This window comes from Aquitalea sp. LB_tupeE (assembly GCF_013391415.1).
GTDB lineage: Bacteria > Pseudomonadota > Gammaproteobacteria > Burkholderiales > Chromobacteriaceae > Aquitalea.
This window is the reverse complement of the sequence record NZ_JACAXB010000025.1, coordinates 21,307-47,052: the sequence shown is the minus strand read 5'-3', so window position 1 is coordinate 47,052 and position 25,746 is coordinate 21,307. Positions and strand designations below refer to the sequence as shown.

Annotated in this window: 18 protein-coding genes, 5 pseudogenes and 1 other annotated feature; of the genes and pseudogenes, 13 read left to right on the top strand and 10 right to left on the bottom strand. The window is 43.7% G+C overall.

Annotated features, from left to right (window positions below; genetic code table 11):
- Positions 1-189 precede the first annotated feature (189 nt).
- Positions 190-498, bottom strand: a complete 309-nt coding sequence (locus tag HWX34_RS12905; protein ID WP_178972624.1) for an H-NS family nucleoid-associated regulatory protein — start codon at positions 496-498, stop codon at positions 190-192.
- Between the two features lie 458 nt (positions 499-956).
- Here HWX34_RS12905 and HWX34_RS12900 point away from each other — a divergent pair.
- Positions 957-1,894, top strand: a pseudogene (locus tag HWX34_RS12900) (IS5 family transposase).
- A gap of 305 nt (positions 1,895-2,199) precedes the next feature.
- Here the strand turns inward: HWX34_RS12900 and HWX34_RS12895 are convergent.
- Positions 2,200-3,237 (bottom strand): IS110 family transposase, encoded by a 1,038-nt coding sequence (locus tag HWX34_RS12895; protein ID WP_178972623.1) that lies wholly within the window; start codon positions 3,235-3,237, stop codon positions 2,200-2,202.
- A gap of 368 nt (positions 3,238-3,605) precedes the next feature.
- Here HWX34_RS12895 and HWX34_RS12890 point away from each other — a divergent pair, with 368 nt between their 5' ends.
- The 4 genes and pseudogenes from HWX34_RS12890 (at position 3,606) to HWX34_RS12875 (ending at position 8,465) form a co-directional block, all read left to right on the top strand.
- Complete coding sequence (locus HWX34_RS12890; protein WP_178972622.1) at positions 3,606-5,063, top strand: PLP-dependent aminotransferase family protein; 1,458 nt, start codon at positions 3,606-3,608, stop codon at positions 5,061-5,063.
- A gap of 157 nt (positions 5,064-5,220) precedes the next feature.
- Complete coding sequence (locus tag HWX34_RS12885; RefSeq protein ID WP_178972621.1) at positions 5,221-6,798, top strand: nitrite reductase; 1,578 nt, start codon at positions 5,221-5,223, stop codon at positions 6,796-6,798.
- 12 nt (positions 6,799-6,810) lie between these two features.
- The gene (locus HWX34_RS12880; RefSeq protein WP_178972620.1) at positions 6,811-7,116 is read left to right on the top strand and encodes a cytochrome c; all 306 of its coding nucleotides are present in this window, start codon (positions 6,811-6,813) and stop codon (positions 7,114-7,116) included.
- 64 nt (positions 7,117-7,180) lie between these two features.
- Positions 7,181-8,465, top strand: a pseudogene (locus HWX34_RS12875) (IS3 family transposase).
- Positions 7,459-7,575: a sequence feature (AL1L pseudoknot), on the top strand. (Overlaps the previous pseudogene by 117 nt.)
- Before the next feature lie 432 nt (positions 8,466-8,897).
- Here HWX34_RS12875 and HWX34_RS12870 read toward each other — a convergent pair.
- Together HWX34_RS12870 and HWX34_RS12865 are read right to left on the bottom strand one after the other, a co-directional pair.
- Positions 8,898-9,512: a LysE family translocator gene (locus HWX34_RS12870; protein WP_178972619.1), complete on the bottom strand. Its 615-nt coding sequence runs from the start codon at positions 9,510-9,512 to the stop codon at positions 8,898-8,900.
- A 62-nt stretch (positions 9,513-9,574) separates the two neighbouring features.
- Complete coding sequence (locus HWX34_RS12865) at positions 9,575-10,471, bottom strand: dihydrodipicolinate synthase family protein (RefSeq protein ID WP_178972618.1); 897 nt, start codon at positions 10,469-10,471, stop codon at positions 9,575-9,577.
- Between the two features lie 168 nt (positions 10,472-10,639).
- Between HWX34_RS12865 and HWX34_RS12860 the strand changes: the two genes are divergently transcribed.
- From HWX34_RS12860 to HWX34_RS21340, 3 genes and pseudogenes are all read left to right on the top strand, one after another.
- Positions 10,640-12,106 (top strand): PLP-dependent aminotransferase family protein, encoded by a 1,467-nt coding sequence (locus HWX34_RS12860; RefSeq protein WP_178972617.1) that lies wholly within the window; start codon positions 10,640-10,642, stop codon positions 12,104-12,106.
- A 178-nt stretch (positions 12,107-12,284) separates the two neighbouring features.
- Positions 12,285-13,210, top strand: a pseudogene (locus tag HWX34_RS12855) (IS5 family transposase); the annotation flags it as partial.
- A 67-nt stretch (positions 13,211-13,277) separates the two neighbouring features.
- A pseudogene (locus tag HWX34_RS21340) lies at positions 13,278-13,862 on the top strand (transposase); the annotation flags it as partial.
- Between the two features lie 77 nt (positions 13,863-13,939).
- Here HWX34_RS21340 and HWX34_RS12845 read toward each other — a convergent pair.
- The gene (locus HWX34_RS12845) at positions 13,940-14,539 is read right to left on the bottom strand and encodes a helix-turn-helix transcriptional regulator (protein ID WP_178972615.1); all 600 of its coding nucleotides are present in this window, start codon (positions 14,537-14,539) and stop codon (positions 13,940-13,942) included.
- A 43-nt stretch (positions 14,540-14,582) separates the two neighbouring features.
- Here HWX34_RS12845 and HWX34_RS12840 point away from each other — a divergent pair, with 43 nt between their 5' ends.
- The 4 genes from HWX34_RS12840 (at position 14,583) to cysG (ending at position 18,111) form a co-directional block, all read left to right on the top strand.
- A complete protein-coding gene (locus HWX34_RS12840) occupies positions 14,583-15,275 on the top strand; it encodes a B3/4 domain-containing protein (RefSeq protein WP_178972614.1) in 693 nt (230 codons plus the stop codon).
- A 58-nt stretch (positions 15,276-15,333) separates the two neighbouring features.
- The gene (locus tag HWX34_RS12835) at positions 15,334-15,981 is read left to right on the top strand and encodes an FMN-binding negative transcriptional regulator (protein WP_178972613.1); all 648 of its coding nucleotides are present in this window, start codon (positions 15,334-15,336) and stop codon (positions 15,979-15,981) included.
- Between the two features lie 148 nt (positions 15,982-16,129).
- The gene (locus HWX34_RS12830) at positions 16,130-16,717 is read left to right on the top strand and encodes a DUF4202 domain-containing protein (protein WP_178972612.1); all 588 of its coding nucleotides are present in this window, start codon (positions 16,130-16,132) and stop codon (positions 16,715-16,717) included.
- A gap of 11 nt (positions 16,718-16,728) precedes the next feature.
- Positions 16,729-18,111, top strand: a complete 1,383-nt coding sequence (gene cysG / locus HWX34_RS12825; protein ID WP_178972611.1) for a siroheme synthase CysG — start codon at positions 16,729-16,731, stop codon at positions 18,109-18,111.
- 371 nt (positions 18,112-18,482) lie between these two features.
- On the opposite strand, the pseudogene HWX34_RS12820 reads toward cysG, so the two are convergent.
- Positions 18,483-19,525 (bottom strand): annotated as a pseudogene (locus HWX34_RS12820) (IS3 family transposase).
- 734 nt (positions 19,526-20,259) lie between these two features.
- On the opposite strand from HWX34_RS12820, the gene HWX34_RS12815 reads away from it, so the two are divergent.
- Positions 20,260-20,856: a LysE family translocator gene (locus tag HWX34_RS12815; protein WP_178972610.1), complete on the top strand. Its 597-nt coding sequence runs from the start codon at positions 20,260-20,262 to the stop codon at positions 20,854-20,856.
- A gap of 38 nt (positions 20,857-20,894) precedes the next feature.
- On the opposite strand, the gene HWX34_RS12810 is transcribed toward HWX34_RS12815, so the two are convergent.
- From HWX34_RS12810 to HWX34_RS12795, 4 genes are read right to left on the bottom strand one after another with little or no spacing between them, the layout of a single operon-like run.
- Positions 20,895-22,532 (bottom strand): cytochrome D1 domain-containing protein, encoded by a 1,638-nt coding sequence (locus HWX34_RS12810; RefSeq protein WP_178972609.1) that lies wholly within the window; start codon positions 22,530-22,532, stop codon positions 20,895-20,897.
- Positions 22,529-23,725, bottom strand: a complete 1,197-nt coding sequence (gene nirJ / locus HWX34_RS12805) for a heme d1 biosynthesis radical SAM protein NirJ (RefSeq protein ID WP_178972608.1) — start codon at positions 23,723-23,725, stop codon at positions 22,529-22,531. The genes HWX34_RS12810 and nirJ overlap by 4 nt, the downstream gene beginning before the upstream one ends.
- 22 nt (positions 23,726-23,747) lie before the next feature.
- Positions 23,748-24,740: an Lrp/AsnC family transcriptional regulator gene (locus HWX34_RS12800; protein WP_178972607.1), complete on the bottom strand. Its 993-nt coding sequence runs from the start codon at positions 24,738-24,740 to the stop codon at positions 23,748-23,750.
- Positions 24,727-25,743, bottom strand: coding sequence for an Lrp/AsnC family transcriptional regulator (locus HWX34_RS12795; protein ID WP_178972606.1), 1,017 nt, complete (start codon positions 25,741-25,743; stop codon positions 24,727-24,729). The genes HWX34_RS12800 and HWX34_RS12795 overlap by 14 nt, the downstream gene beginning before the upstream one ends.
- Positions 25,744-25,746: the final 3 nt, after the last annotated feature.

Here is a 25,746-nt window from a genome sequence, read left to right as displayed (position 1 = left end):
ACCGTCCGCTCCACGCATCTTGCATCCTTACGGCTTGAGTATTTGTCAGTATCGTCGCTGATCGGTGCTCGAGGTGCCAATATTTCAACAGCCTGTTAACAGTCTATAAGTACTCAGACGAAGTATTTCTTTGGCTGAATGCAAAAAGAGCGCTTACGTAGAAGCGCTCTTTTTTAATGTAGCCAAAAATCAGATTGCCAGATCTTCCAGGCTAAATCCTTCATCCAGCTGTGCTTGAACCCATGCCGGCTTACGACCACGGCCGGTCCAGGTTTGCGAAGCATCGTTCGGATTACGATACTTGGCTTCAACGGTTTTACGAGCCGCCGGAGCAGATTTGATCAAGACTTCATCCAGGCTCAGGCCATATGCCTTAGCGAGCTCAAGGATCTGTTTCTTTGCATCTGCCTTAACGGCAGCCTGTTGCCGTTCGATGGCCTCAGTAACTTTTACGTGCAGTTCTTGCAGTTGGGTAAAGCTCAGTTCAGACAAATTCATCTTATTCTCCGTAGCGAGGGATCTTATGCATTTCAGTCTACTGGAAAATAATTACTTTAACAAAAAAATTTAGATGATCGAATTTACATCTGGACGCATTGACCTGAAAACAACCTCATTCACCAACACATCAAGCATGACAGCACCAAGGCTACTGTACCCCATTAAACCATACGCATAGAAGATCATCGCAATGAAAGGTTGCTACGCAAGACATATTGAAGTGGCCAATATTTTGTAAAATTTTGTCACACTCTCGACTGTAAGGCTGGATTATATCGAATAACTATCGCTAAATGTCACAGATTGGTCGGAAAATTAATGCAAATTTTATAGAGGCATGAACCATAATTGGCTGTATGAAATATTACAGATGTAAGGCCCGCATTTTAAATTGGCATATCCGAAGAGCTGTGTTACACAAATCAGGGCTTACGCCCGTCCAGTAGAATGACCGCATGAGCAAGCCCCTCCCCCCCAAGTACCAAACTATCAACTCGCAGTCCTACAACCAGTCCCTCAAACACACGGGCAACTCCTTCTCTGGCTCGACAAAGGCATGAACTGGTTGGCTCCGGCTACCGGCTACCAGCAAACGGGGACGGCAGCCCACTTTCTCCGATGCTGCCATCCAGTTCTGTCTCACCATCAAATGCCTGTTTGGCCTGGCGCTACGGCAAGCCACCGGTATCGTCGAAAGCATGCTGCGCCTGGCTGGGCTTGACTGGGCCGTCCCCGACTTCAGTACACTTTCCCACCGCCAGAAGGACCTGCAAGTGTGCATTCCGGTGCAGAAAAAACAAGGTTGCTTGCATCTGCTAATGGATAGCACCGGCATCAAGATGATGGGTGAAAGCGAATGGAAGGTGAAAAAGCATGGCACTGACTACCGCCGCCAATGGCGCAAGCTGCATCTGGGAATTGATGCGCAAACGCTGGAAATCCGAGTAATGGAAGTGACCGACAATCGCACCGGCGATGCCACGATGCTGCCAGAGCTGCTATCGCAAATTCCGGCGGCAGAGGGACTGGTGACGATGACCACGGATGGAGCGTACGACACACACCTATGTCACGCAACGATTGCAGAGCACGGGGCGGCAGCCATCATTCCCCCAGGTCGAAATGGCCAATTCTGGAAAGGGAATTCACAGGGCAATCAGGCTCGTAATGAATCGCTACGCTCGGTGAAGTATCTGGGGCGCACACTCTGGAAAAGTGGAGTGGCTACCATCGCCGCAGCTTGGTCGAAACGAAGATACACTATTTCAAATTGCTGCCAGACTGCGTCAAGTCGCGGAACTTTGACCGGCAGGTGGCGGAGCTTAAAATCTGTACAACGATTCTAAATCGCTTTCCAGCCTTGGGCACACCGCAAACGGTCCGCATGGGATAAGTCCGTCTGGAGATGGGGGTAGTTCGAGCTGCTGCTGATTTGTGCATATATGGACGCTCCCATTTTGCCAAGCGCTCATGAGGGGTAATGAGTCAGAGTCGATTGCAGCCATATATCCGGACTTTAATGAGACAACGTATCTCTGTCCCTGATGGAATTCCGCTAGCCAAGACCTGAACAACAAAGTGCACTCGAGGTGCCAAGCACAAGCAGGTTTACTCAGCTACGGTCTGACCTGTCTCGCCATCACTGCATGATCGCTGCGGCAATCGGTGGGTAAATCTTCGTATGTCTATCTGTTCAAATCATGCTACTGCCGGGAATGAAAGATGCCCTGACTCGAAATCGCGGCCACTGGTCAGCAATGTCCATACTATCCGTGCATTCTTGTTGGCCAATGCGACTGTCGCCACATTACGATTACGCCTGCTCAGCAGGCGACTCAGCCAGTTCGTACCATCCTGGATACGATGTTCTGCGTGCGCGATGACCGCTCGCGCACCATGAATTAACAGCGTTCGCAGATACACATCTCCTCGTTTACTAATACCAAGCAGTACGGGCTTACCGCCACTGGAGTGTTGCCTGGGAACCAGTCCAAGCCAGGCAGCAAGTTGACGCCCATTCTCGAATGCATGTGCATTCCCGACGCTAGCAACCAATGCTGTCGCTGTAATCGGTCCTATGCCAGGAATTGCGGCCAACCGGCGTGATGATTCGGATTGGCGATGCCATTGTTCGATACGTTGCTCCAACTCCTTGGCTTGGCTGTCGAGCAAGCGCAAATGCGCTGCCAATCTGCATACCAGCTCACGCATCATGCCTGGCAAACCATGCTCGGCATCCTCCATGAGTATTGGCAACTGCTGGAACAGCTTGGAAATGCCTTGGGGAATGATGATGCCAAACTCAGCCAGCAAGCCACGTAACTGGTTAGCCTGAGCGGTTCTGGCTTTCACGAATCCCTGTCTTGCACGGTGTAGTGCCAAAAGAGCTTGCTGCTCCGGTTGTTTGATAGGGACAAACCGCATGCTTGGCCGCTGTACTGCTTCGCAAATCGCCTCGGCATCCACATGGTCGGTCTTACTACCTTTGACGTAAGGCTTAACGAATTGGGGGGCCATCAGGCGAACATCATGTCCAAACCTGGCCAGCTTGATAGCCCAGAAATGCGCGCTCGAACAAGCCTCCATACCGACCAGGCAAGGTGGGAGGTTGGCAAAGAAAGCAGCCAGTTTTGCACGCGCAAGCTGTTTCTTCATTACAACCTGACCGCGCTCATCGACGGCATGAACCTGGAAGACTTGTTTGGCTAGATCCAGGCCAATGGTCTTGATTGTCATGGTGGGCTCCTTTGTAAGTGACACATCGACTATCTCACCGGGCAAGCCGGTCAGGGGGGAGCGTCCATACCATTAACAAAGCCAAAAATAAGTCATGCAATTGATTTGTATAGCTACCAGCGTGCATAACATCAACGCCGCATAATAAATTATTAATTTTAGAACAAAGAAATGACGATTAATTGATGTAAAAAAAATGCATCGACAACACTTACCCCACGAAAACTGGATCTAACAACAAGGTAAAATTGGCACTACCGTCATATTTTTCTTAGCGGGATAATACTCTTGTTCTCTTATGAACATTTCCTCTGTTTATATGTTAAAGGGTGCCTCGAGCACCCTTTTTTTTAATTGAAAGCTACAATATGAACTTCGAAACATATTTATTGCCAAGTAGAATATTAAGAAATTCAAAACAAAAGCTGCATGACCAATTATTTAAAATAATACAAGAGCTAATCGTAAATAATAAAATTAATCCAGGCGACAAGCTGCCATCGATAAGAAAACTATCCGCCCAATTGGGAATATCGATAAACACAGTAATACATACCTACCAACAACTGATACTAGAAGGCTATATAGAAACCACAACGGGAAAAGCGGCAACAGTTGCAACAGAGCTACCAATCATCACTAATTCAAGGAGAGTAACGAAGAATAATGAATTTAGAAAATTAAAAATACACATGAATGACAGTCTTGGCAGAAGCAAGAATATTAAAGTAAATAGTAAAATTGACTTTCGAATCGGCGAAATAAAAATGGAGGTAGATTTTATTGCGACCCTTAACAAAATTACAAATAACCACATCCCAGTCACTGGTGAAGATTTAAAGAACTATGCTGATCCTTGCGGCAATTTAAGTCTGCGAAGAGAAATTGCTAAATTAGTTCACTATAAAAATAACATCATTTGTGATGAGAGACAAATTTTAATAACAAGTGGCTCACAAGAATCACTTACACTTATAACCCACTTAACCAAGTCAGATCATACCAATTTCATTTCTGAAAAACCTGGCTACATTGGTTTAGAAAATTTATTTAAACTATTGAACATTAATTCAATACACTGCGATAGCAGTGACGTTGAAAGCTATATTTCTACAATAAATACCGCAGGATCAGCAACAATCTTTACAACCCCTGCAAAACAGTTCCCGTTAGGTCACTCCATAAGTGAAGTTGATAAAGTCAGAATAGCCGAATCAGTATCGGCCAGTGGTTCTTTAATAATTGAAAATTATTATGATACAGATCCTCTTTATCAATACACGACACCAGCATCATTTATCTCCCTAATACCAAACAATACAATTCATATAAACTCATTTACCAGCACACTAGGCCCAGCATATAGAATTGGATATATAATCGCAAACAAAGATATAATAACAAAAATAGCATCCATTAAAAGTTTAATTACCGCAAGTAATTCAATTATAAATCAGAATATTCTAGCAAACTTATTAACCACCAACGCATATGACAAACACTACAAAATACTAAGAAGAGAGTTACTCACAAAAAGAAATAAATTAATTAATATCTTAGAAAATTGCGGCGGAACATTGACTGGATATAACTCAGGAACATACTTAAATTGGGACTTGTCATCATCAACTATAGATACTGATCTCCTACTGAGCAAGTTGCTTGACGAAAATATTATTATCTACACTGTCGAAATGATCTCAAATTGCAAAATCAATAGTAACTTTAAAAAAATACTAGTAATTGGATATGGTGGAGTATCACTAAACGAAATCGACAATCTCGGCTCAGCACTCATGAAACATTTAAAATCATGCATGAAATAACTTAATTTTTATAATTAAAATACGAAAATATTGAATTTGATCTGCATCAAATCAATCAAAGTGTACCCATATTGCAACTAGAATCCGTATCCATTTCAATGCAAATACTGTCTGTATGATACGACTGCAGGTAACCCGTAACTTAGGAGTAGCTCACATGAAAAGTAAAATACAAATACTAGCACTAAGTATTGCAGTACTCTATTCAGCAGTTTCAAGCGCAGAAAGCATTGATGCAAAAAAATTGTATATGGATAACTGTGCAGGCTGTCACCAGGGTGGCCGGGTTGGTACAAGATTCGTTCCCCAACTCTCGAAGGAGCAACTGGGAGCGCTATCAAATTCTGCAGTTAGCACAATGATTAAGACAGGTATTCCAGGGACACTAATGCCTCCATGGGTTGGAAAGCTTAGTGAAGATGAAATCAGCTCAATTGCAGAACTCATCCGCACAACTAATCCAGAAAATTTAGATTTCACGCTAGAAGATGCAAAGAAATCACTTGAAATTCTAGTTGATGAAAAAACGCTTCCAAATGCTCCTATCTATAAGTCTGACGTCATGGATTTGATGGCGGTAATGGGGAGAGGACGTCATGCTCAAGCGCCAGAATCAAAAATATTTTTCTTTGACGGAAAGACAAATAAAAAAGTTGCAGAGATTGAAACTGTTAAAGCACCTCATATTTTACGATACCACCCTACTAATCCAAGATGGGCTTATGTAAAAACTGACACTTCTGAAATTTATAAAATCGATCTTTATACAATGAAGGCGGTCAGGAAAGTAAAGACAGCAATCTCAGGGCCATTTATGGCAGTGTCATGGGATGGGAAATGGATTGCAGCTGGCTCAATCGTTCCGGGTGCTGTAATGATTCTTAATGCAGATACTCTAGAGCCTGTCAAACAATATTACTTGAAAGGCACAGATGCGAGTGGGAAGGAAATATCATCTTATTCTGCATCTGTGACTGCTTCTGCTGTTGGCAATCAGTTTTCAGTCGCAGCCCGGACCCTAGGCGAAGTCTGGCTTATTGATCCAAATAAACCAGACATGCCTGTGACTAAAATTAATACAAAATTGCCTGGTGAAAAATCAACTTGGCTATATGATGCATTTACCTCAGCAGACCAACGTTACCTATTCCTCACCGATCGCAAACCCAATGACAAAATTGTTGTAATTGATTTTAAGGAAAAGAAAAAAGTTGCCGATATTCCTGCAGGATGTAATCCACATGTAGGCTCTGGCGGTATGCTTAAAAGTAATAATGGAAAAGAACTTTATATTTCTGCCAATGGTGGTGTTTGTAGCAAGGGAACTGTTGTTACAGTATGGGATGGTAAAGACTTTTCTCTTGTTAAGCAAATTAAGACAAGTAACTCCACAGCATCAGTAGCGATCCACCCGAATGCTCCATACATTGTCGTTGACATTACAGATGATGGCTTCATTGAGCTAATTGACAAAACCACTCTAGAAGTAGTTAGAAAAATTCATGTTGGTGGAAATACAAACTATCCTGAATATACTCGTGACGGTAAGTATCTCTATATTGCAGCTGGATACATGGGCGATCACTTGAAAATATTTGACTCTAAAACATTTAACGTAGTTGCTGATTACAGAATTGGCGCTCCAGCTGGGACCTTTGCACATGCTCGTGTTTTGTGGGGTGGGCTTAAAGGTGCGACTGAAAAACCACTCGGCTACGATTTTACAAAAAACTAATGGAGTAATATTATGAAATACATAATTAGCATCGTATTGCTGAGCATTTCATGCTATGCATCTGCAGATAACTCTCTATCGAAAGGACAGTCAATTGCAACGACACTTTGTGTTGCCTGCCACGGGACAGGTGGAGTAAGTACCATGGAAAACTATCCAAATTTGGCTAGTCAAAAATCAACCTATATTGTGAAGCAACTTAAAGATTTTAGAGAAGGACGCCGCCAAGATCCCATTATGAATAACATGGCAGCATCGCTTGATGACGTAACAATTAAATCAATCGCTGAATATTATTCAGGACAGACTAGTAAATAGAAAAGGGGCAAAACTGAACCGGCCCGGGTTTGGTGGAGGCTCCAACTCTTGAGAGAATGGAGCCATGAAGAAACCCATCAAGTACTCCCCGGAAGTTCATGAGCGCGCCGTGCGCATGGTGCTGGAGAGTCAAGGCGAATACCCCTCCGAGTGGTCTGCTATTGAATCCATTACCGCCAAGATCGGCTGTGCTTCCCCGACCTTGCATGGCTGGCTCCGGCAGCATGAACGCAATACCGGGCTGCGCACCGGCCCCACGACTGCAGAGAAGCAGCGCCTCAAGGAACTGGAGCGCGAATTTAAAGAACTGCGCCGCGCCAACGAGATTCAGAAACTAGCGAGCACGTTTTTCGCCCAGGCGGAGCTCTACCGCCGACTCAAGTCCTGAGGGCCCTTCTCGCCGCACACAGGGAGTCCTTCGGGGTCGAGCCGATCTGCACGGTCTTGCAGGTCGCCCCGTCAGGCTATCGTCGTTATGCGGCACAACGGCATAATCCGGACTTGTTGTCAGCGCTCGGCGTGACCGCATCTTAATCCCGCTGATTGAGCGGGTGTGGCAGGCTAAACTGCAGGTCTATGGTGCTGACAAAGTCTGGCGACAACTAAACCGGGAAGGTGTGGTGGTGGCATCCTGCACCGTCGAGAGGCTCATGCGTCGCCAAAGTCTGCGCGGTGTCATCCGCGGCAAGGTGATGCGTACGACTATCAGCAACCAGGCGGCACCCTGTCCGCAGGATCGGGGCAATCGTCAATTCAAGGCTGATCGTCCGAACCAGCTCTGGGTCTCTGACTTTGCCTATGTTTCGACATGGCAAGGCTGGCAGTATGTGGCCTTTGTCATTGATGTATTTGCCTGTCGGATCGTTGGTTGGCGTGTGAGTAGTTCAATACATACGGACTTCGTACTGGATGCACTGGAGCAGGCCTTGCGGGCCCGTCAGCCCGAGCGAGAGGGCGCGCTTATCCATTACTCGGATCGTAGTTCTCAGTACGGCTCCATACGTTACAGTGAGCGTCTCGCGGAGGCGGGTATTGAGCCCTCGGTGGGGAATAAAGGGGTCAGCTACGATAACGCTTTGGCCGAGACGATCAATGGTTTGTACAAGGCGGAGTTGATCCATCGACGCGCCCTATGGAAGAGCAAGGAATCACTGGAAATTGCCACGCTGGAATGGGTTTCGTGGTTCAACCATAATCAGTTGCTGGCCCCAATCGGTTATATTCCACCAGCGGAAGCTGAGGCAAACTACTACCAGCAACGTGCCAATCAGGCAGTCTTGTCGGCAGGACTTAACCAAATAGCCTCCACGGAAACCGGGGCGGTTCATACGGCCTCCAAGAAGGCATAGGTGTTCAATAGACTCCATTCAGAATGGTGGCAATAATTTCATTAGCTGTTTTTAATATCAAAGATTGTCCATTTAATGGAGCCCCCCCCTTTTCAATAGTCCGCAATGGCACGCACCACAATCCTCATTTACTAAAGAAATCAATTCTGATTTTCTTTCAGATGAAATGGCATTAATTTCAATAGAAAGCACTCTATAGGAGAATTAAAATATAAAAGCAAATATTATAAAATTTTTAAATAAATATTCACAGATAACTTAATAGAGAAAATTACTTACACCCGCATAAGCTTACTCAGAAAATTACCAGGTATTCAATAACAGTTTCGACAACAAAAAAAGATACAGTTTCTCATTAATCATGAGCACACTTCATAATACTTGACAAAAATCAAAACCCACCTTCACTGTTAAGTAAGGTGTAAATTTCTCTTAAAAAATCGTTCTGACCAATAAAATAGAAAAAATAAATATGATTACCGAAGATCCATAACAAACATATCCGAAATTCTTACTAAATATTTTTCTTATCATTTTTAATGAGAAAACAATCGCCAAAAAAAAGTGCCACACAAATGAACACAAACTGATCATAGCAATGCATTTAATTTTAAGAGCATATGTTGTTGATAAATCTAAAATAGATGTAAAAACGGTTATGAAAAACATTAAAGCCTTCGGATTGGTTAAGTTAGTCAACAATCCATGACTAAATGAATTTACCGGCTCCACTAAAGAATTATTAGCTTCCAAAGAAGCACAATTTCTGCCTTGCATAAAAAAACGATATGAAATATACAAAAGGTATGATATTCCAAGCAATTTTACGCTTATATAAATAGTACTGTATTTTAATAAGAATGAAGTAACTCCAGTAATTGCAAGTATCGCCAATATTGAACTACCAGCAGAAACTCCTGTTGCGGTAAGAATTCCATTTTTCCAACCATAAATTGTAGATGTTTGAGCCACCACCATAAAATTTGGCCCCGGGGTAATCATGACTGTCATATAAACAACAAACAATGTTAGCAATGTTACATTCATAATTTATTTTCCATACGAATTTTAACTAAAATAATGCCAATTAGCAATTGGCATTTGTTAAATTATTTAACAACATTCAACTCATTGAGTATATCCATCAAATATACTCGATCAGACTTACTAATTGGCAATATAGGTAATGGCAATGAGTTTTCACCAGCAACACCAATCAACTCAGCAGCAGCAGAAATTACTCGCAAGCTTCCACCATACTTATCAAACATCGCCCACAACTTACTTAAACTTGAAGATATACTAAGCCCCTCAGCTACATTTCCACTGCGTATAGCCTTAGCTATACCAAGTGCAATTTCAGGAAATAATCCACCTATAACTGAAAACCAAAGATCACAGCCAGCAGTCAGTCCTATTGCCGCACATGAATCACCACTTATCCCTATTTTAACGTCAGCGGTAACAAACTTCCGGATAGTAGCCATCCTCAATTTAGCTGCTTCAATATCTAAAGAAATTCCTGGTATTTTTATAGCTCCAACTTGTGGCAAAGATGATATCTTACTATATAGCAAATCACTAAATTCGAAATGTGTTGTTCCAGGATTATCATATATACACAATGGAACTGATAGTGAGCTAGTTACTGACTTGTACATCTCATATACTTCATTTTCTGTTAAAGATTGATACGAAACTGGGGCGAGTAGCACAGCACTAGCTCCATGTTTTTGTGCATCTTCAGCAAAATTCAAAACATCACGTGTAGTTAAACCACCTATACCCGCAATTACAGGAATGTCACCAGCAGCATCCATGCTAAGTTCAAGAATCTTTCTTCTTTCATCTTTTGAAAGATACATATAACTCCCCGTCGACCCAAGAACACCAATTGAGTCAACTTTTGTAGTTACTAAACGATTAAGAATCTTCAAAAATGATTTTTCATCAACTTTACCATCTCGCAATGGAGACAAGGGGAAAGCACTCAACCCATAAAACATAGAAACTCCTTAATTTTAATATAATTAATAATTTACTGAAATATATTTGCGTTATACTTATCACGCAATTAGATATAACTATTTCTATTTATAATATTTTAATCTACTATAACTAGTACATGTAGCTCCACTTTTTATTAAACAGTGAGTCCACTTTAGGCTGCTAAATTGAAACATAATCCAACCTATCCAATTTGGAGTAATTTTTCACTCGAGCGCGAAGGAAAAATCCCACTGCAAGAGCAACTTGTTTCTCATTTTAGGGACATGATTACATCAGGAAAAATGCAACCGGGAACTCGCCTAAAACCAACAAGAGAGCTAGCCTTAGATCTCGGAATTTCGAGAAATACTGTCTCTATTTCATATGAAAAATTACATGCTGAAGGTCTTTTGGAAACACGTAGGGGATCAGGTACTTTTGTAGCGCACATTAATAACAGCTTAAAACTATTAGAGACCGAAAGCGATACACAAAGAATGCCCTCAAGCCGAGGTCAGCGCGCATTGAATTCGACAATAGGATTTATAGCAGATTCTGAATTACCTTTAACTCCGGGATTACCAGCTCTTGACCAATTTCCATTTGATATTTGGGCACGTTTATCAAGTCGTTTTTGGAGATCTGAACCCAAAGAGCTTCTCCCTTATGGTGATCCTGGTGGGTATTTCCCCCTTAGAAAAGCAATATCAACTTACCTTGCAGCAGCACGTGGAGTTTTCTGCGACCCAACTCAAGTATTAATTGTTGCAGGCTCACAGGCCGGTATTGATACGACCGCGCGAGTTCTCTTAGATCCTGGTGATAGTGTCTGGGTTGAAGATCCTGGCTATATTTCAGGTCGCAATGCACTTTCTTCAAGTGGCGCCAAAATTATTCCCATTCCAGTGGATAGTGGGGGCTTGGATACTATCACAGGAGAGTTAATTTCTGGTAATGCTAAGCTTGCAATGGTTACTCCTTCTCACCATTATCCTTTAGGCTCTACTCAAACCCTATCACGTCGAAATGCAATTCTACGGTGGGCTGACAACGCAGACGCATGGATATTAGAAGATGATTACGATGGTGAATTTAGATATTTAGGTGATCCTGTGAGTTCATTGCATACCTTAGACACTATTGGTCGTGTTATTTATCTAGGTACCTTCAGTAAAATTCTTGCGCCGGCGTTACGTATAGGATATTTAGTTGTACCCAAAGATCTAATAAATGCATTTGTAGCTGCACGTGTTGTTTGTGACAGACATGTTGCCATTGAAACGCAGGCGATACTATGCAGCTTTATAGATGGTGGCTATCTAGCAAGTCACGTCAGAAAATTAAAAGAAATTTATAACTCACGAAGAATTGCACTTGCAAATGAGCTAAGGAAAATAAATTATTTAGTAGATGTTGTTGACCATGGTGCTGGCTTACACTTCATTGCAAATCTTAAAAAAAATGTATCCGATGTAAAAGTCTCTCAATTCGCGCTTTCCTATGGAATTAACACCCCCGCACTTTCAACTTACGCAATCTCCAGAAAAGATTTAAATGGATTAGTTATAGGATTTGCCAACACTCCAGAAAGTGATGCCCCATGGATAATTGATAAATTGAAATTAGCAATTCACGATGCAATTAATAGCTAACTGACCGTATTCTCCCTAAATATTTTACTTTCGATACATCATCAAGAATTGATTTTTAATATCTAGTAACTAAGGTTTTCCTTAAGCCACAAAAACCACCCCGCTAAGCGGGGTGGTCAGAGAACCAGTGACTTTGTTGCACAAATCAGGGCTTGCACCCATCCGGTAGAATGACAGCATGAGCAAGCCCCTCCCCCCCAAGTACCAAACTATCAACTCGCAGTCCTACAACCAGTCCCTCAAACACGCGGGCAACTCCTTCTCTGGCTCGACAAAGGCATGAACTGGTTGGCTCCGGCTACCGGCTACCAGCAAACGGGGACGGCAGCCCACTTTCTCCGATGCTGCCATCCAGTTCTGTCTCACCATCAAATGCCTGTTTGGCCTGGCGCTACGGCAAGCCACCGGTATCGTCGAAAGCATGCTGCGCCTGGCTGGGCTTGACTGGGCCGTCCCCGACTTCAGTACACTTTCCCACCGCCAGAAGGACCTGCAAGTGTGCATTCCGGTGCAGAAAAAACAAGGTTGCTTGCATCTGCTAATGGATAGCACCGGCATCAAGATGATGGGTGAAAGCGAATGGAAGGTGAAAAAGCATGGCACTGACTACCGCCGCCAATGGCGCAAGCTGCATCTGGGAATTGATGCGCAAACGCTGGAAATCCGAGTAATGGAAGTGACCGACAATCGCACCGGCGATGCCACGATGCTGCCAGAGCTGCTATCGCAAATTCCGGCGGCAGAGGGACTGGTGACGATGACCACGGATGGAGCGTACGACACACACCTATGTCACGCAACGATTGCAGAGCACGGGGCGGCAGCCATCATTCCCCCAGGTCGAAATGGCCAATTCTGGAAAGGGAATTCACAGGGCAATCAGGCTCGTAATGAATCGCTACGCTCGGTGAAGTATCTGGGGCGCACACTCAGGAAAAGTGGAGTGGCTACCATCGCCGCAGCTTGGTCGAAACGAAGATACACTATTTCAAATTGCTGCCAGACTGCGTCAAGTCGCGGAACTTTGACCGGCAGGTGGCGGAGCTTAAAATCTGTACAACGATTCTAAATCGCTTTCCAGCCTTGGGCACACCGCAAACGGTCCGCATGAGACAAGTCCGCCTGGGGATTGGGGCGGCTCGCCCTTTAACTGATTTGTGCAACAAAGCCCATTGCTCTGCCAGTAGGCAGTCGGGGAATCAAACAAGTGCCGGTATTTTTGCAGGATTCGCACACTGACTTGCCCGTGTCAGCCAAACGTACGCTGGGACGGCAGTTTGAGCATTACCACTATCTGAGCCAACTCATCGAAAAACTTGATAATGAAATTGCTGCGGATGCAAAAAATAACGATGTGGCAGGCCGCCTCATGACCATTCCTAGAGTAGGACCGATCACTGCCAGTCAACTGGCCGCTGATGCCAGTAATGCCAAGGGCTATGGAAATGCCCGCCAGTTTGCTGCCTCACTGGGGTTGGTGCCTCGTCAACACTCGACTGGCGGGCGGCCCACCTTGTTGGGCATCAGTAAATAAGGCGACAAAGTACTGTGACGACAGTTAGTGTAATGCGCTCAGATCATCATGCTGCATGCCGAACGCTGGAGCAGCGCAATGGCACAGTGGACGGTAGGCCTTATGAGACGATGTCACTCAAACATCGTGGTGTGTGCGCTGGCCAAGAAGCTGGCCCGGGTCATGTGGGCGATTCTCACCAAAGGCAGTGAGTATCACCCACAGCCCCAGGCCTCTATGTAGCGATAACCTGCCGGGTGAGCTACTAGCACTCGTTTCACTTTAGAGCAAAGAAGGAGGTACGAGTGGCTATAGGCCAGCTAATGCAATTCAGAAACTGCCATCATGAAAATTACCGGCTTATCAGTAAGGCAGCTATAAGAATGACTATCTTCTGTTTTAGCAATCGCAGATGAGCCGCAAGGTATAGTCAAATCATTTTCACCGACCTGCAGGTGAAGTTCCCCTTCAAGAACATGTATCAACTCGTATGTCCCGCTTGGGTGCCCACTCGATTCATATGATTCACCAGGCAACATATGCCATCGCCATAGTTCAATCATACTTGGACCTGTAGTACCTGCAAGAAGCTTTGCAGACCCTCCATGCGGACCATTCCAAAGGGTTGGAATGCCCTCTGGCCCAACTATATTTATAGTAGGCCTACTCGAGACATTGACAAAATCCGCAACAGAGACGCCCAACGAGGCAGATATCTTGCACAAAATGGCAATGCTAGGATTTGCATAGCCTTTTTCGATCTCGACAAGCATACCCTTACTAACGCCAGATCGCTTAGATAGTTCGTCTAAAGTTAGCTTCTTATGCTTGCGAAACTCTTTCAAACGGCCTGCAACCGCTTGGCTTACATGCGCCACATCCGCACCAACAGTGGTCGAAATATTGACTTTTTTGGTCATTTTTGAATACTATGAATGATGTCAATCACCAAAGGATTCTGATATGCATATCGTACATCCGTCAATCGATCCTCGAATTTTGTCCATCGCACCAGGGTTTCGAGCACTAAGCATCACAGTCGAAGCAGGACCGATAGAGAACCCTGACCATGCCAAAGACATTCTCAAAGAATCTTGTGAATTTGTTGTTGCAGGAGGCTGTTCATGGGGGGAGGCTCACATGCAAGCATGGGCAGAAGTCTTTCGCCAATTTGGTGCAAAGCCTCAAAGAACACCATGTTCCGCAGAAGCACTCCGTAAAAGAGTAATAAAAGACGGAACCCTCACTAGCATTGATCCAATTGTTGATGTCTACAATGCGATAAGCATCAAATATGCCGTACCAGTAGGAGGTGAAAATATAGCGGCTTATGCTGGCACCCCCTTCTTGACTATTGCTGATGGGACCGAATTGTTTGACACAATTAAAGAAGGCAAACCAACAAATGAGTCTCCCGACCCAGGTGAAGTGGTCTGGAAAGATGACATAGCGGTTACATGTCGACGTTGGAATTGGAGGCAAGGCCTCCGAACTCGACTTGGGGCAGATGCAAAGCTAATGTGGTTTATTCTGGAAACTCTTCCAGCAATGCCTTTAACAGCAGTAGAAAAGGCTGGACAGGAACTAGTGACGGCACTCAGAGTAATAATGCCGGAAGCGAAAATTCACATCCAATTAATTCAACCGATTGCTTAGCTTTCCATGAAAGTGACCACCAAAATAAGATGGTCACTTTTTCTTTGGGATGATCATAATGTATATACCAAATCATTTTAAGCAGGAAAATGTAGAAGAAATGCACTCATGTATTATAAATAATCCATTGGGCATTTTGATAACAAACACCAAGAATGGTCTAATCGCCAATCACATTCCATTTCTTATTGATGCCAAAGAAAATAAGCTTGGAACTTTAAGGGCACACATCTCCATAAAAAATGAGCTACATCAAGCAATAGAAAATGACGATGATGTCTTAGTTATTTTCTCATCAGGAAATGCATACATTTCCCCCAATTGGTATCCAACAAAGTGGGTAAATCACAAACAAGTCCCAACCTGGAATTACATAGTTGTTCATGCACGAGGAAAAATTAAATTCTTACGGAATGAAAAAGAGATTAGAGGAATTGTTGGAAGACTAACCAAGCAATTAGAAGCTGACAAACCTAATCCATGGAAAATGTCCGACGCACCTAGGGATTACCTAGATGATTTATTAAAAAGAATTGTTGGCATAGAAATTGAAATAACAGAGCTCATCGGAAAAAACAAACTCGGCCAAGATGAAGTCATTAATGACATCGAGGGAGCTGCCAATGCATTACTCTCCCAGAATAACTCTACCATCGGGAATGCAATGCTATCTCTAATTGATGAAAATAAAGATAATCAGCTATAAAATCCTAACAAAATTAATTTATCACTTCTGAAAATTTCTCTCAACAAAACACAAGTGAAAGGCAAATTAAAAAGTACAAATACTGGCAACCATATAAATAAAAAATGAAAACATTCTTGTTAAAACAAATAACACAATGGAAAGACTTATGCAGCTTAAAATTCAAAAATCTATCCAAGACTTTGAACAGTATAATTCCAGAGATCCAAACATTATCGTTATAAATAAAATAGCCTACCCCACTGAGCTATTCATGGCAAAGGAATTGAACAGAATCACACTAGAACTTAATTCATCGCCGTCCACACCGCTACTGCTTGCATCTCACTGTCAGCACATTGGTCGATGGGAAATAAAAAGGGAATTATTCTCCAACGATAAGATAGGCTACATCACATGGCGAAACAAGCTTAAAATTCATCACGCCGAAGTTTCAAAAAAAATACTTGGTAATAATAATATACCGGAAGAAATAATCAACAAGACTATAGAAATTATCTTAAAACAAAAAATAAAATTAAATGAAGATACCCAAACCATCGAAAATGCACTATGCATTAGCTTCCTGCTTTACCAATCTGAGCAATTAATCAATACGCAAGGAGAAGACAAATCGATACAAATTTTCAAAAAAACACTTAAAAAAATGGACGAAAACGGGATTAATCTTGCATTAAAATATACACTACCAGATACAGCCATTGCCATTATTAGAAAAATTACATCCAACTCATAAGAAACATTCCAATGCAATATTTCCCAGCTTTTCTATCTTTAAAAAATTCTACATGTTTGGTCGTAGGAGGTGGAACTAGTGCACTAAACAAAGTTCGCCTTCTTAAAGCTGCTGGTGCTCAGATAACAATCGTTGCTCCTACATTGACAGAAGAACTTGCGTCAATGGTGCTTCATGAGCAGTTGCAATGGCACAAGGGTTGCTTTACTGATCAAATGGTCAGTGGCATGCGACTAGTCATTGCAGCCACGAATAAGCGCAAAGTAAATAAACATGTTTCAGATATAGCCCAGAAACATAATATCCTTGTAAACGTTGTCGATGATCCGGAAATTTCTACTTATATCACCCCAGCCATTGTAGACCGTTCTCCATTAGTAATCGCGATTTCCTCTGCTGGCAACGTACCAGTACTTACTAGACTGATTCGCGCCAAGTTAGAAAGCATTATTCCTGCTAGCTTTGGATTACTTGCAGAATTTTCTGCTCGTTTCCGTGATCAGGTGAAAGTACAGTTTAATGATGTGGCAGCAAGACGTACTTTCTGGGAATCAGTACTGGAGGGCCCGATAGCAGAAGCAGTTATGAATGGTCATGATGCAGTGGCAGTTAAAGAAATGGAAAAACAATTAGCAAATAAAGACTTTAAACCGATTGGTACAGTATATTTGGTGGGAGCTGGCCCTGGAAACCCTGACCTACTTACATTCCGTGCCTTGCGGCTGATGCAACAGGCTGATGTAGTTCTATATGATAAATTGGTAACACCTGAACTACTAGAGCTGGTTCGCCGGGATGCTGAGCGCATTTATGTTGGAAAAGTATGTAACAATTGTACCCTACCACAGGAAGATATAAGCGATTTATTAGTAACATTAGCCAAGGCTGGAAAACGAGTACTTCGTCTTAAAGGTGGTGATCCTTTTATTTTTGGTCGCGGCGGGGAAGAGATTGAAACTTTAGCCAAAAACAATATTTCGTTTGAGGTAGTCCCTGGGATAACATCAGCCAATGGTGCCGCTAGTTATGCAGGCATACCCTTGACTCATCAGGACCATGCCCAGTCAGTAACATTTGTCACGGGCCACAATACTAATTGTAGTACTGATTTTGATTGGCCAAGCCTAGCCCGCCCCAATCAGACTGTGGTTGTCTATATGGGATTAACTACGGTTTCTCAACTTTGTACTGGCTTGATAAAGCACGGTAAACCTTCTAATACACCAGCAGCAGTCATCCAATGGGCAACTACCCCCAAACAACGTATGTTAACAGGAACATTAGACACATTACCCAACTTGATATCATGCAACAAAATTACATCTCCAGCGCTAATTATTATTGGGTCTGTAGTATCATTGCGATCGAAGTTGAATACCAACACTTGGCAATAACTGAAATAGAAATAGTATAGGCTAATTCTCGTAAACATTCGGCAACGCGGGGCAGATGGTATGAGTCATACATAGCTTTTCTAGAGCTTTAGAAAGATCCTGCGGACACCGTAGCGACGGTGAGGTTCTGCGAGCGCGAAGATCTGCAATTTAAGGCCTGCATTACATTCCGTGGCGGACTGATAACAGAATGGGCCGAGACTGATGCCTGCCAGACGCAATGATCGACATTCACTAAGTCCTTTGCCCACCAGATGGCGCACTAACTCTCAACGTAATAGTGCGATTTCCACTATTTCACAGGACCTCTATGGCGATCTTGTTTTCAAGCATCGTCTCGACGACCAGAAACTTGAATCGCCCCGGCTTCTCTAGACACTCTTGAGCCGTTGGAAATATTGCTTCTCAAACTCTACCGGCGATAGCCCGTTTGCGGAACCATGCCGGCGTTTCCGGTTGTAGAACATCTCGATGTAATCGAAGATGTCACGACGGGCCTCTTCCCTGTCGTGATAGGTTTTGCGCTTGATACCCTCACGCTTCAGCGACTGGAAGAAACTCTCCGCCACGGCATTGTCGTGGCAGTTCCCGCGCCGACTCATGCTGGGCACCAAGCGATGAGCTTTCAAGAAGTCCTGCCAATCGTAGCTACTGAACTGACTTCCTTGGTCGGAATGCACCAGTACCTCCTGCTTGGGCTGACGTCGCCATACCGCCATCAACAGGGCATTCAGCACCAGCTCTCTATCGATACGTGACTGCATCGACCAGCCAATCACCTGCCGTGAGAACAGGTCCAGTACCACCGCCAGGTACAACCACCCCTCATGCGTGCGGATATAAGTGATGTCGGTCACCCAAGCTTTATTCGGTTCATTCACGGTGAACCTGCGTTGCAGGTGGTTAGGTGCCACCACTGCCGGGCGGCCACTGTAATGCCCAGGACGGCGATGGTAGCCAGTCTGCAAACGTGATCCCTCCTGCTTCATCAGCCGAGCCACGCGATGTTTGCCGCAGCACTTACCCTGAGCCTGCATGTCGTCATGCACCTTGCGATAGCCATAGACACCGCCACTTTCGAGCCAGGCCTGCTTGATATGCCCCAGCAAGCGCTGGTCTTCTCGAGCTCGCGGTGAGTACGGTGACGCTTTCCAGGCGTAGTAGCCACTGGGATGCACCGACATAACACGACGGTGACCCGTTTGAGCTCTGCCTTGAGACGTCGGATTTCGGCTTGCTGGTCTGCAGGTTCGGCTGGTTGGATGCGCTTAGGGTCGTAGCGTTTCAGCCATTGATACAGGCTGTGGGCAGAGACGCCGAGGCGGCTGGAGACTTCGGCCACAGGGTAACCACGCTCGGTTACCTGTTTGACCGCTTCAATCTTGAACTCTTCGGGGAAACACGGCTTGCTCATGACACCTCCTTGAGGGGCCTAGTGCGAGGGTCTTGAGGTGTCTAGGAAAGGAGGGACAATTCACACCCTAGAAAGGCTATTTCAACGAATTTTACGGTCAATATGTTGACCAATGCGATGTCGGTCGATATAATGACCACATTGGGTCAATATAAACATTTCCGCTCCATGACTTGGCCAGAATCAAGACAAATGGAGTAAGGTGCACTCAAGGACCAAAAATAATGACATTGATATTTTTAAAATTTCCCACTGAGAATAGTGGCGAGAATCCAAATAGAAAATCACTAGGTTTATCAGATCCATGGAACAGACATAATAATGTCTAAATAGTGGATGAAGAAATAAGAACAACAGAAGCGATAATCTAAAAATTGCTTTGTGGAAGCTGCAAATTCTACTGTTGGCTTTTACAAAGTAATTAGCCAATACTATTTAATGATCAATCTAAAATTACTTAAATTACTACTATTAAACCCCTGACAAGCATTGACACAAACCTCCGCCTCAACAATATTAAAACAAACACCAACCAAGATAGCGTCACTGAATTAATATCGCGTGAGCAATGAAAAATAAAAGTCTCACTCAGAACGATGAAATATCATTTAGAAAAAGAAGTACAAAACTTAAGTGATACCACCCCAAAAAGATAAACATAAAATCATCACAAACAATTTATTAAACAGCCATAAAATCTTCATAACTAAGACTTAATTTGAAAGCGTAAAAACATGACACCTCCAGCATCCTTTTTCATAGCAGCATTAACATTGGCAATAATCCCAGGCCCAGGTATTGCTTTTGTAGCCGCAAAGACAGTTTCGTGTGGAAAAGCAGCAGGTATTGCATCTTCATTAGGAACATCATTGGGTGGAATGTTACATGTTTTAGCAGCTGCACTTGGGCTGTCTTTACTGATAGTCAAATCTCCCCTAGCTTATGGGATAGTGAAATACGTAGGTGCTAGCTATCTGATCTATATCGGGTTAAAGGCTTGGAATACAAACCCAACAAGGAATAGTGCTGAGTCAGTTCAACATAATGGGTTTAAAAAAGCTTGGTTAGATGGGGTCATGGTTGAATTTATGAATATTAAGACAGCAATGTTCTTTTTAGCCTTTATTCCACAATTCATCCAGCCATACAAACCTGTAGCTTATCAGTTTGTTATCATGGGTACTATTTGTGTGCTTCTTAATACTAGTGTAGATATCCTAGCGGTTTTCTTGGCTCACAAATTGAAATCCAAAGAGAATAACACAAGAAAGATGAATCAAATCTCAGGACTTATTATGTTTACTCTTGGCTTTATGGTAGTGATTCATTGATAATTAGAAAGAGTAAAATCAGGTAGTTGCTACCATCGTCATTGACTTGCACCTTCCAAGCGTTTTAACTTGTTAAATACATTGTATTTTCCGGTAGGCTTGGCCATAGGCAACGTGGCAACCTCATGCAGAGATTTAGCATCCACTATAATCAGCTCCCCAGGATTTTCCATCAAAGACACCAGCACATAACGTCCATCACCTGTGAATTCAACATGTGCTGTCGTTTTTCCTGGTCTTAGCACCATCTGCTGTACCACGCTCAGACTACGCTTATCGATTATTGATAACGTATCTTTGTGTGTACTCAACATGGAGTCAGCCCAAACATATGGCGTGTTTTCATGGCTGCGCATGAAGAATCCTGGGCCTGGCAGCTCTACCTCCTTAATCAGCTGCCAGCTGTGCATATCAATAAAACTTAGTTGTCCATTTCTAAGATTAGGTGTAGCCATGATGAGATGACCATCACGTTCAAAACTAATACTTGCCCCCAGATGAGGCATACCATTCAAAGGTAAATCTGTTACCTTGCTATGTGAATCAAGACTGATGACCTGCACTTTGCCGCTTTGGGACACTCCTAACACATGTTTGTAGGACGAATCAAAGTAAAAGTCGTCAAGAATCGTTGACAGAGATGTCACTCGTGGAGTTCCCCCCACCTGCTGCTCAAGTGGCCTACCCATTTGTTGGCCATGTATAATTCCCGACTTTGTCCATTTGTTCTTGAGGTCGTAATTAATCTCCCATAACTCGGGGATATCTTTCAAGGCAACAACAAAACTGTGGCGGGATGAGGCATCATACACAGCAGACACACGAGATGGGTGGCCAGCAGCATCATGCACAGCAATGGTCTTAATAGGAGCTAAGCCATGAGCATCCAACAACACTAGAGTCTGCGGCTGAGTATTGCCGGCAAGAATCAAATTTCCATCATCAGATATTGCAATATTACTTGTATTCAGGCCAACACGAATGTCTGCGACTACCTGCAGGCTGTACAGATCATATTGGGTAACCCAGCCATCGCGGCTGGAAAAATAAACAAAGCGCCCATCGGGTGAGAATTTGAGGCCACCATGCACACCATAATGGCTGGCAAAACGGATAATTGTCTGGAAACTATCACCATCCACCACGCTGATATGGTCGTCACCCGACTCTACCACCACAAACAGGTTAAGCGGGTTAGCACTATATTGAGGCTTTGCTGGCAGACTGGATAGTACTGCAGGTTGGCGGTGTGAGGCACGCATGTCTAGATCATTCCAGCGTGATGGTGTGCTCTGAACATACGAGCGGAGCTGGATGAACTGTTCCTCACTCACTTGAGAGGCACTTGACGACCAAACGGAGTTACTGATTGTGGCAGACGTCTGCCGTCCAAAGCTTTCCGAGAGCAAGGAAGAACTCGCACCGCTAAGCTGGCTATTAGTGTGGCAGCGTAAGCAATGCTGATCATACAGTTGCAAAATCTCAGAGGTCCCAGCAGCGGGGGCTGCATTTAAAGGTGAGCTGAGCATTGAGAACAAAACTGCACAGTTAAACTGATAAATGGCAAACTGGCATACGCTATACCATTTAAAGAAAACAAAGCGCAGTACTATACGAACCGTATTATTGCCAGCACTCAATATCATGCCCCGCATTGTTGCCCAGCCTACCATCATGGAGATCCCTTCCGCCACGGAGTGAGTGGCACCAGGGTATGCTCACCACTAACAACTCCTACTTCCTCATCACTCAGATAACAAGCCGGATCCGCCGCCCAGAAGTTTCCAGTCAGCTCCCAAGCACGTACACGCGTATTGCCATTGCAGATGGCCAGATGCTGACAGGCTGCACAGCGTCCTTCAACTGGACGTGGCGACTGGCGCAGGCCGGCCATCAGCGGGTGGGATTCATCCTGCCAAATGGCAGAAAACGGCCGATCACGTACATTACCAAGCTGAACTTTCCACCACATGGTATCAGGGTGCACATTGCCTAGATTGTCAATATTAGCCACATTCACCCCACTCGCATTGCCTCCCCAGGCTAGCAAGCGCTGGTGTAGCTGCGCAGCCTGCTCCGGATAATTGCGTGTTGCCCAGTGCAGTAAATAAACAGCATCAGCATCATTATTACCGGTAACAAAGTCACGCGGTTTACCAGCGCGGATGTGCTGCAGACAGGCCTCAATCAACAGGTCCATCGCCCAGCGGGTGCGCGGCTGGCGGGCATCGTCTGCCCGGTGCTTATTTCCGCGGCCAGCGTAGTTGAGATGGGAAAAATAAAATTTGTCGATGTCCTCAACTGCCAGCAATTGCAGCAGTGCTGGCAGGTCATCGGCGTTATCTTCGGTCATGGTGTAGCGCAGGCCCACCTTTAGCCCAGCATCGCGCGCCAGCCGCATACCACGCAAGGCCAGATCGTAGCCACCGGCCAAACGTCGGAAGCGGTCATGGGTGGCACCAATACCATCTAGACTGACACCGACATAGTCAAAGCCGACAGAGGCCAGAGCTGAAATATTATGCTCATCAATCAACGTGCCATTGCTGGACAAACCTACATAAAAACCCATGGTTTTGGCACGAGCAGCGAGCTCGAAAATATCTGGCCGCAGCAAGGGCTCGCCACCGGATAGAATGAGCACCCTCACGCCAAAAGAGTAAAGATCATCCATCACTGCACAGGCTTCTTTCGTACTCAGTTCGCCCAGAAAGTCCTTGTTGGCAGAGGTGGAGTAACAGTGCTGGCATGTAAGATTGCAGCGCCGAATAAGATTCCATATCACAACTGGGCCAGTTGGCTTGTTATTGTGATTAGGGGCTACAATTGGATGTAACAGGTATTTTAGGTAGTTAGTTAAGCGTAACATAATATTTCAGAAAGTGTATTGTCTAATTAATTCGCAATCCGGTTTTCTTTAAAATTTTACTGGAAAATAAAATATCACTATTTTGACACCGATCACCAAGGATGGCCTTTATCACTGAGAGAGAATCAAGGACTGCACTATTATCTTTACCATGAAGCATTACAAAGAGATTATATGGCCAATCGGGTAAACTCCTAGGTCTACGATAACAATGGCTAACCTCATCTAATGCACCAAGACGAATTCCAAATTCATCCACTACATCATCATCAACATCAAACACAGCCATTCCATTACCAAGAAATCCAAGCGAATAATGATTTGGGACAGCACCAATACGACGGATTAGACCAACATCGACCCAATATTGAAGACGCTTCATTACATCGATAGGGTCAAGACCGATTTCTCGTCCTACTTCCTTGTATGGTTCTTGACAAATGGGCAACCCAGATTGTGTTATCTTAATCAACTGACGATCTATCTCACTTATTGCGATTGACTTATTCAAAATACAATCTGTAGCAGAAGTAGCACCAACTGGTACATCCTCACCAACTCGAAACCTCATGCCAATAAAGTACTCTCTTTCTTTTGGCAGTAAGATCACTTTACAACCAGACATTTTCTCAATATCTTCTGCAGAATTGACAATTTCAGAATAATTTTCTGCTGCAAAAACAAACCACATATTTAACGAATGCTCTCTCCTATAATTATGCGCAATAACTGTAAGTGAATTGACATAAGCAGAAACTATATCAAAGCGCTCCTCAGGAACCGACATAGCTGCCAAAACAAAAACACCTCCCATTTTTTCAATTTGAAATAACGGACCAAATCTTGTCAGAAGATTCTTATCAAGCAAATTTTTCAAACAATTTAAAACTGCTCCCTCAGTGACACCAATAGCATCAGCCACTTCATGAAATGGGTATTGCACTATCGGAAATCCATCTTGAAGCGTATTAATTAATGCTACTTCTAAACTACTCAGTTGATTACTGCAATCCATATTGTGCTCCCACCTGTTTAAATCTTTGAGTTGAACGCAAAATTTCATGTGGAATATGACTTATGCAATTCCTGGCTACAATGTCCGCAACAATTGTTCTCAGTTCAATCTCACTTTTTGCATGGATCATTGTAAACAACTGATATGGCCAATCTGGTAATATTGGTGGGCGCTCATAACATAATGTAACGGAAGGTTCATCAGAAAGTTTTAATGCGATCCTCTCACGCTCATTAACATCATCTATCTTCCAAACACACATAGCATTTGAACGAAAACCAAGCTCATGGTGCCTAACAACCGCACCAAATCTTTTAACAACGCCCACATGCATCCAGTATTTAATCTGATTAATTACGTCAAATTCAGATAAACCACACCTCAAGCCAATTTCATAAAATGGACGGGATACTAGTGGAATTCCTGAGGCTATAGCAGCAATTAACATTTCTCTGCAGATAGAGCTAACTGATGGCTCGTAAAAAATTTCACAGTCAGGAATTGAAGGAATCGTACAGAGTTTCCCCTCGCCCATAAATTTGAATGCCAAATCAATATGATACTCCTTGACCATTGGAAGATTTAAAGGCTTTATACCAGTTTTGCATTCTATGTCATCTAAAACATTTAAAACCATCTGCTTAGTATTTGCCGCAACAACAAACCATAAATTATAGAAGTGATCTCGCAAATAATTATGATTTACTTCTCTGTAGGAATTAACTACTGCGACAACATGGCTCAATTTTTCCGAAGGCACTGACATGGCTGCTAAGGTACTGCTCCCCACGGACTTGGGCGGGAATATCGCTCCAATGCGAGACAAAACTCCACATCCTAATGAATCAGATAGCAACTCAATAATATCTCCTTCAAAAAATGAACCAGGAAAATTTCTAGAAATTGTATAGAAAGGTCGAGGCTCAATAGGAAATGAGTGCTGCAGATCATTCAGCAAGTGCAATGCAAGCTTATTATCTAGAATTGAAGTATTTATTGTCAAAGC

Bases quoted from the DNA above. Each gene is read 5' to 3' on its own strand.
- nirJ (WP_178972608.1), bottom strand. From the start codon at position 23,725: ATGTTACGCTTAACTAACTACCTAAAATACCTGTTACATCCAATTGTA.
- HWX34_RS12880 (WP_178972620.1), top strand. From the start codon at position 6,811: ATGAAATACATAATTAGCATCGTATTGCTGAGCATTTCATGCTATGCA.
- HWX34_RS12815 (WP_178972610.1), top strand. From the start codon at position 20,260: ATGACACCTCCAGCATCCTTTTTCATAGCAGCATTAACATTGGCAATA.
- cysG (WP_178972611.1), top strand. From the start codon at position 16,729: ATGCAATATTTCCCAGCTTTTCTATCTTTAAAAAATTCTACATGTTTG.
- HWX34_RS12890 (WP_178972622.1), top strand. From the start codon at position 3,606: ATGAACTTCGAAACATATTTATTGCCAAGTAGAATATTAAGAAATTCA.
- HWX34_RS12810 (WP_178972609.1), bottom strand. From the start codon at position 22,532: ATGATGGTAGGCTGGGCAACAATGCGGGGCATGATATTGAGTGCTGGC.
- HWX34_RS12885 (WP_178972621.1), top strand. From the start codon at position 5,221: ATGAAAAGTAAAATACAAATACTAGCACTAAGTATTGCAGTACTCTAT.
- HWX34_RS12845 (WP_178972615.1), bottom strand. From the start codon at position 14,539: ATGACCAAAAAAGTCAATATTTCGACCACTGTTGGTGCGGATGTGGCG.
- HWX34_RS12830 (WP_178972612.1), top strand. From the start codon at position 16,130: ATGCAGCTTAAAATTCAAAAATCTATCCAAGACTTTGAACAGTATAAT.
- HWX34_RS12800 (WP_178972607.1), bottom strand. From the start codon at position 24,740: ATGGATTGCAGTAATCAACTGAGTAGTTTAGAAGTAGCATTAATTAAT.
- HWX34_RS12840 (WP_178972614.1), top strand. From the start codon at position 14,583: ATGCATATCGTACATCCGTCAATCGATCCTCGAATTTTGTCCATCGCA.
- HWX34_RS12865 (WP_178972618.1), bottom strand. From the start codon at position 10,471: ATGTTTTATGGGTTGAGTGCTTTCCCCTTGTCTCCATTGCGAGATGGT.
- HWX34_RS12905 (WP_178972624.1), bottom strand. From the start codon at position 498: ATGAATTTGTCTGAACTGAGCTTTACCCAACTGCAAGAACTGCACGTA.
- HWX34_RS12895 (WP_178972623.1), bottom strand. From the start codon at position 3,237: ATGACAATCAAGACCATTGGCCTGGATCTAGCCAAACAAGTCTTCCAG.
- HWX34_RS12835 (WP_178972613.1), top strand. From the start codon at position 15,334: ATGTATATACCAAATCATTTTAAGCAGGAAAATGTAGAAGAAATGCAC.
- HWX34_RS12870 (WP_178972619.1), bottom strand. From the start codon at position 9,512: ATGAATGTAACATTGCTAACATTGTTTGTTGTTTATATGACAGTCATG.